We start from the raw sequence: 7089 nt of genomic DNA, 5'->3' as shown, positions 1-7089 counted from the left end.
GCGGCAAGGACAACTACCCGGCCGACCGCGAGGCCGCGGCCATGGCCCTGGCGGCCAATCCACGCGGGTATCTCACCGTGCGGCACAACCGGGACTTCATGCGGCGCGCGGTGACGCTCGCCGCGGAGAACGGCACCCGGCAGTTCCTGGATGTCGGCACCGGGCTGCCGACCCAGCAGAACGTCCACCAGATCGTGCAGGCCATCGCCCCCGATTCGCGGGTCGTGTACGTCGACAACGACCCGGTCGTCCTCGTGCACGCACAGGCCCTTCTCACCAGCGGACCCCAGGGCAGCACCGACTACATCGAGGCGGACCTGCGCGACCCCGCCAGGATCCTCGAAGCAGCCCGGCGCACCCTCGACTTCGACCGCCCCATCGCCCTCGTCCTCGCCGCCGTCCTCCACTTCATCGAGGACGACGAGGCCTACCCCATCGTCAGGCAGCTCATCGACGCGTTGCCGCCGGGCAGCCATCTCGTACTGAGCAACGTCAGCTCGGATCTCAACCCCGAGCAGGTCGGCCAGGTGACGAAGGCCTTCAAGGAGCGCGGCTTCGCCATGGTCCGCCGCTCGCGCGCCCAGGTGGAGCGTTTCGTGACCGACAACGGTCTGGACATGCTCGACCCCGGCGTCGTCCCGGTGCACCGCTGGCGTCCGGAGCAGGTCACCGATCTGCCCGAGGCCACCAACCCCGACCAGGAGTTCGTGGCGAGCCTGGACGAGCTGGACAGGACGCGCTACCGGGGCATCAACGACGTCACGGACGCGGACGTCAGTGTGTACGGAGTGATGGCCCGCAAACCGTGACAGCCCGACAGCCCCGGGACCGGGGCGGGGCCACCCGGCCGGGCCGGTTCACTCCAGGACGTGCCGGCCCTCGGGCTGGGCGCTGCACGAAGCCCTGAAGGTGCAGTGGGTGCAGTGCTGGCCGGTCGTCGGGGTGAACCGTTCGTCCAGGACGCGGCCCGCTGCGGTCGCCAGCAGGTCGGAGACCCATTCGGTGTCGGGCGGCTGCTGGGCCTGCACCTTGGGGACGGCGTCACCGCCCTCCTTCTTCGGGGCGGGCTGGCGCAGCTGTACGAGTTCGGCGCCGCCGGACTCGGGGCGCCGGCCGTCGAAGACCTCGTCGACCGCCCCTTCCCGGACGGCCAGCTGGTACACGGCGAGCTGGGGGTGGCGGGCGACCTCGTCCTTCGTCGGGGACTGCTTGCCGGTCTTGAAGTCGACGACGTAGGCCCGGCCCTCGGCGTCCCGCTCCACCCGGTCCATGGAGCCGCGGATGCGCACCTCGTACTCGCCCGCCTCCAGCGTCACGTCGAAGTCGTGCTCGCTGGCGGCCGGGGTGCGGCCGGTACGGTCCATGACGTGCCAGCGCAGGAAGCGTTCGAGTGCGACGCGCGCCTGTTCCTTCTCCTGGTGCGACTTCCAGGGGGCGTCGAAGACCAGCCCGTCCCAGACCGAGTCGAGCCGCTCCATGAGGACGGCCAGGTCGGCGGGTGTACGGCCGGAGGCCACCTCGTCGGCGAGTACGTGGACGACGTTGCCGAAGCCCTGGGCGGCGGTCGCCGGGGCATCGGCCTTCACCTCGCGGCCGAGGAACCACTGGAGCGCGCAGGTGTTGGCGAGCTGGTCGAGCGCGCTGCCGGAGAGGGCCACGGGCTGGTCCCGGTCGCGCAGCGGGACGGCCGAGCGGGTCGGCTCGTACAGGCCCCACCAGCGGTAGGGGTGGGCCGACGGTACGAGCGGCTGCCCCTCGTCGTCGGTGAGCGCGGCGAGCCGGGCGAGGCGGTGGGCGGCCTCCTCGCGCAGGATGTCGGAGGCGTCGGGGTCGACGGTGGTGGCGCGCAGCTCCGCGACGAGGGCGGCGACCGCGAGGGGGCGGCGGGGACGGCCGGTGACGTCGCGGGGTTCGACGCCGAGTTCGGTGAGGAAGCGGGACGGCTGGTCGCCGTCGTCGGCGGGTGCCTTGACGGCGGTGACGACGAGGCGTTCGCGGGCGCGGGTGGCCGCGACGTAGAAGAGCCGGCGCTCCTCGGCGAGAAGGGCGCCGGGGGTGAGGGGTTCGGCGAGACCGTCGTGGCCGATCCGGTCCGCTTCGAGCAGCGAGCCGCGGCGGCGCAGGTCGGGCCAGAGGCCTTCCTGCACCCCGGCGACGACGACCATGCGCCACTCCAGGCCCTTGGACCGGTGCGCGGTCATCAGCCGTACGGCCTCGGGCCGGGCGGAGCGCCGGGAGAGGGTGTCGGCGGCGATGTCCTGGGCATCGACCTCCTCCAGGAAGTTGAGCGCGCCGCGCCCACCGGTGCGCTCCTCGGCGCGGGCCGCGGTGTCGAACAGGGCGCAGACCGCGTCGAGGTCGCGGTCGGCGTTGCGGCCGCCCGCACCACCGCGCAGGGCGGCGCGCTCCAGCCTGCCCGGCCAGGGGGTGCCGGACCACAGCTCCCACAGGGCCTCCTCGGCGGTGCCGCCGCCTTCCAGGAGTTCGCGGGCCTTGCGCAGCAGCGCGCCGAGGCGCTGGGCGCCACGGGCGTACGCCGGATCGTGCGCGACGAGCCGCTCCGGCTCGGCCAGGGCGCGGGCGAGCAGGTCGCCGGAGGGCGCGGGAACCCGGTTCCCGGCGGCGCGCTCCTCGTCGCGCAGGGCCCGGCCCAGGCGGCGCAGATCGGCGGCGTCCATGGAGCCGAGGGGCGAGGCGAGGAGGGTCAGCGCGGTCTCGGTGTCGAGCCAGGCCTGCGGCCCGGCGGGAACCTCGTCGGCGGAGACTTCGTCCGGAGCCTCGTCGGCGGATGCCTCGTCCGGATGCGCGCTGTCGGCGGCGGCAGCGGCGTCCGCAGCCTCCGCGAAGTCAGCAGCACTCGCGCCCCGGTTCAGTGCCGCCGTCGCCACCGTGCGCAGGGCGGTCAGGAGCGGGGCCACCGCGGGTTCGTGGCGCAGGGGCAGGTCGTCGCCGTCGACCTCCAGCGGAACGCCCGCCGAGGTCAGGGCGCGGCGCACCGCGGGGATCGAGCGGCCGCCGGCCCGGACCAGCACCGCCATCTCGTGCCACGGCACCCCGTCCTCCAGATGCGCCCGGCGCAGCAGGTCGGCGATGTTGTCGAGCTCGGTGGAGGCGGTCGGGTAGGTGTACGTCTCGACGCCGCCGCCCTCGCGGACCGCGCCGAGCTCCCGGTGGGCGCGGACCTTCGCCGAGGGCAGCCGGGTCAGCGGCATCCGCCGGGTCAGCAGCCGGGTGGCCGCCAGCAGCCCGGCGCCGGAGCGGCGGGAGGTGGTGAGGACGCCGACCGGGGCCGGAGCGCCGTCCGCCCGCCGGAACACCTCGGGAAAGTCGAGGATGCCGTTCACGTCGGCGCCCCGGAAGGCGTAGATCGACTGGTCCGGGTCGCCGAACGCGATCAGGTTCCGGCCACCGCCGCCGCCCGGGGCGCTCCCCCGGTTCCCGGCGAGTGCGTGCAGCAGCCGTACCTGCGCCGGGTCGGTGTCCTGGTACTCGTCGACGAACACCAGGTCGTACTGGCCGGCCAGCAGCGCCGACACCTCGGGGCGCTCGGCGAGCAGCACCGCGCGGTGGACCAGCTCCGCGTAGTCCAGCACCCCCTGGGCGTCCAGCACGTCGAGGTACTCGGCGAGGAATTCGGCGGCGGCGCTCCAGTCGGGGCGGCCGGTGCGCCGGGCGAAGTCGGCGAGGGCGTCCGGGCCGAGGCCCAGCTCTCGGCTGCGGGCGAGCACCGCGCGTACCTCGTCGGCGAAGCCGCGCGTCGTCAGGCAGGCCCGCAGCTCGTCGGGCCAGCGGATGTGGGCGTGGCCCTGCTTCTCCAGATCGAGCTGGCCGGCCAGCAGATCGCGGACCGTGACGTCCTGCTCCGGCCCGGAGAGCAGCCGCAGCGGGTCGGCGAAGAGATCGGCGTCCTGGTGGGCGCGGACCAGGGCGTAACAGAAGGAGTGGAACGTGGTGGCCTGCGGGCCCCGGACGGCGCCGAGCCGGGCGGCCATCCGGTCGCGCAGTTCGACGGCGGCCTTGCGGCTGAAGGTGAGGACCAGGACGCGGGCCGGGTCGGCGCCCTGCGCGACGCGCGCGGCGACGGTCTCGACGAGCGTGGTGGTCTTGCCCGTGCCCGGTCCGGCGAGGACCAGCAGCGGCCCGCCGGGGTGGTCAACCACCGCGCGTTGCGCCGCGTCCAGGAGAGGGGGATCCACGGAGCCCGGCAGGGTACGCACCAGCCGGTACGCGCCCGTGGTCCCCCGCCGTGCCTGACGGTGCGGACTGTGCCGGGTGGTGGAGGAGGAGCTCACGTGGGTCGCCGGTCCTGGTGGGTGTGCTGATGGTGAGGGCGCGGCACCTGCCGCGGACTGACGACGCTACTCCGGCGGCGGGCCCGATTGCGGCGGGAACGCTGCGTGGATCGTCACGTTCCGCCCGGACGGCGATCGCCGTGGGGACAGCGGGCCCCGCACCTTACGCGCGTCACGCTTCCCGTACGCCGTACGGGCCCGGCTCCGCCCGATGCGCCACCGGATGGCCGAGGCTGTCAGGTGTGAGCACCCCCGCCGCCGTCCGCTCCCGGACCGCCCGTCCTGTCGCCCGCCGCTCCGTCGGCCACGCCGTCCCACCGTGCGCGTCTCATGTCCAGACGCGGAACGTGACCGTCCGCATTCCGCGGGGCCTCACGGAGGGGAGTGCTCTCCTCGCGGTAGTGATTCAGCGCACGCAGCTCGTGGCCGGGCAGCAGCGCCCCGTCTGCGCGCACCACACGCCACCACGGCACCGCTCCCCCGTACAGCGCCATGACCCGGCCGACCTGACGCGGGCCGCCGTCCCCCAGCCACTCCGCGATGTCGCCGTACGTCATGACGCGGCCGGGCGGAATCAGTTCGGCGACATCGAGCACGCGCTCCGCGTACTCCGGCAACGCGTCGCTCGTCGGGTTTTCGCTCATCCGGCTCATCCTGCCCTACGCCACCGACAGCACGGCCGATTCCGTGTCCGGCCGGACACGGAGCGTGCGCCCAGCGGAAAAGGGGCGTATCTTGCGCTTCGCAGCGCCCCTGCATCACACCCTGATGCCCTCCTCCGCCCGCGGGCCGTGCCACCATCATCCGGGCGGTGACCGGTGATACGAGAACACGAAGACCAATCAGAGGCGACGAAGGAGCAGGGCGTGCAGCCACCGAAGGCGGCCGACGCCTCTGATGCCGAGCCACGCCCGGAGGGGCCCCGGCCGGATGCGGACACCGATCCGGATAATCCTTCCGGGAGCCCGGCCGGCTCGACGCTCTCGACCGCCAAAGAGGAACTGTCCGAAAGCGTCTCCGGGGACGAACCCCTGCTCCCCGCCCGGGTGCACCGCCCCTCCGACCTGCTGCGGCTCCTCATCGGCGTGCTGGCCATCGTCGTGGTGTTCTCCGTCGCCGCGTTCGCCCACGGCACGACCACCGGTCTCGAAGCGGACATCAACAAGGGCACCGGCCAGGCGCCCGACATGCTCATCAAGATCGCCGGTCTGGTCTCCAGCATCGCCGTACTGCTCGTGCCGGTCGCCTTCGCCATCGAGCGGCTGATCAAACGGGACGGGCTGCGCATCGCGGACGGTGTGCTGGCCGCCGTCCTGGCGCACGGGGTGACACTCGCGGCGGACCTGTGGGTCGCCAAGTCCGCCTCCGGAACCATTCAGGACGCCCTGACCCAGCCGGCGCCCGGTGACGCGCTCACCGATCCCGTACATGGTTATCTCGCCCCCGTGATCGCCTATATGACGGCGGTCGGGATGGCGAGACGGCCGCGCTGGCGGGTCGTGCTGTGGGTGGTGCTGCTGCTCGACGCGTTCGCCATGCTGGTCGGCGGCTACACGACACCGCTCTCGATCATCCTGACGGTACTGATCGGCTGGACGGTGGCATACGGCACGCTGTACGCGGTCGGCTCGCCGAACGTCCGGCCCACAGGTCAGCATCTGATGGCAGGTCTGCGCCATGTCGGCTTCCGCCCCGTCACCGCGATGCGGGCCGACGACGACCCCGACGCCGGCGACCAGAACGACCGCGGACGCCGCTATCTGGTCTCCCTGGAGGACGGCCCACCGCTGGATGTGACGGTCGTCGACCGGGAACAGCAGGCCCAGGGCTTCTTCTACCGGGTGTGGCGCAGGCTCACGCTGCGCGGGATCACCCAGCGGCGTTCCATCCAGTCGCTGCGCCAGGCGCTGGAGCAGGAGGCGCTGCTCGCGTACGCGGCGATCGCCGCCGGGGCCAACGCCCCCAAGCTGATCGCCACCTCCGAGCTGGGCCCCGACGCCGTGATGCTGGTGTACGAGCACATCGGCGGGCGCTCGCTGGACGCCCTGGAGAACGCCGACATCACCGACGACCTGGTGCGCGGCGCCTGGCGCCAGGTGCAGGCGCTCCAGTCGCGGCGGATCGCGCACCGCAGGCTCACCGGCGACGCCCTGCTGGTGGATCGTTCCGGCAAGGTGTTCGTCACGGATCTGCGGGGCGGCGAGATCGCGGCCGGCGATCTGGTCCTGCGGATGGACGTCGCCCAGCTGCTCACCACGACCGGTCTGCGGGTGGGCGCCGAGCGGGCGGTGGCCGCCGCGCTGGCGGTGGTCGGTCCGGACACCGTCGCTGACTGTCTGCCGCTGCTCCAGCCGATCGCGCTCAGCCGCTCCACCCGGGCGCATCTGCGCAGGCTCGCCCGGGAGCGGTCGCAGCGGGAGCGCCAGGCGGTGCTCGACGCGTCGGACGCGGCCAAGCGGGCCCGTACCCATGGCACGGAGCTCCCTGAGGACGCGGACCGAAAGGCCGTCCGCAAATCGGTGCGTACCGAGAAGCAGGCCGAGAAGCGGGCGCTCGACGACGCGCTGGACGAGGCCCGCGAGGAGGACCTGCTCTCCCAGATCCGCCGGGAGGTGCTCCTGATCCGGCCACAGGCGCCGGTCGAGCCGGTTCGTCTGGAGCGCATCAAACCGCGCACCCTGCTCAGCTTCATCGCGGGCGCCATCGCCGCCTACTTCCTGATCTCGCAGTTCACCCAGGCCGACTTCGGTGCGGTGGTCGAGCAGGCGGAATGGGGCTGGGTGAACTGCGAGATCAG

The 7089-nt window shown here is 73.2% G+C and carries 4 protein-coding genes; 2 read left to right on the top strand and 2 right to left on the bottom strand.

The features are described from left to right. Positions 1-809 (top strand): SAM-dependent methyltransferase (locus tag J1C73_RS07585; protein ID WP_207315663.1); only part of this gene is annotated, 809 nt, incomplete at its 5' end. 48 nt (positions 810-857) lie between these two features. Here J1C73_RS07585 and J1C73_RS07580 read toward each other — a convergent pair. Both J1C73_RS07580 and J1C73_RS07575 read right to left on the bottom strand, forming a co-directional pair. Further along, positions 858-4292: an ATP-dependent helicase gene (locus J1C73_RS07580; protein WP_207315662.1), complete on the bottom strand. Its 3435-nt coding sequence runs from the start codon at positions 4290-4292 to the stop codon at positions 858-860. 236 nt (positions 4293-4528) lie between these two features. Next, complete coding sequence (locus tag J1C73_RS07575; RefSeq protein WP_123461510.1) at positions 4529-4936, bottom strand: MGMT family protein; 408 nt, start codon at positions 4934-4936, stop codon at positions 4529-4531. A 222-nt stretch (positions 4937-5158) separates the two neighbouring features. On the opposite strand from J1C73_RS07575, the gene J1C73_RS07570 reads away from it, so the two are divergent. Next, positions 5159-7089: TIGR00374 family protein (locus tag J1C73_RS07570; RefSeq protein ID WP_207315661.1), on the top strand; the 1931-nt coding region annotated here is incomplete at its 3' end.

The organism is Streptomyces laculatispora, assembly GCF_017353455.1.
In the GTDB taxonomy this organism is placed as follows: Bacteria; Actinomycetota; Actinomycetes; order Streptomycetales; family Streptomycetaceae; genus Streptomyces; species Streptomyces laculatispora.
The sequence above is the reverse complement of the archived record's forward strand: the minus strand, read 5'-3'. Positions and strand labels throughout refer to the sequence as shown.

What these genes read in the sequence shown, in the direction of transcription:
- J1C73_RS07575 (WP_123461510.1), bottom strand. Translation starts at nt 4,936, where the DNA reads ATGAGCGAAAACCCGACGAGCGACGCGTTGCCGGAGTACGCGGAGCGC.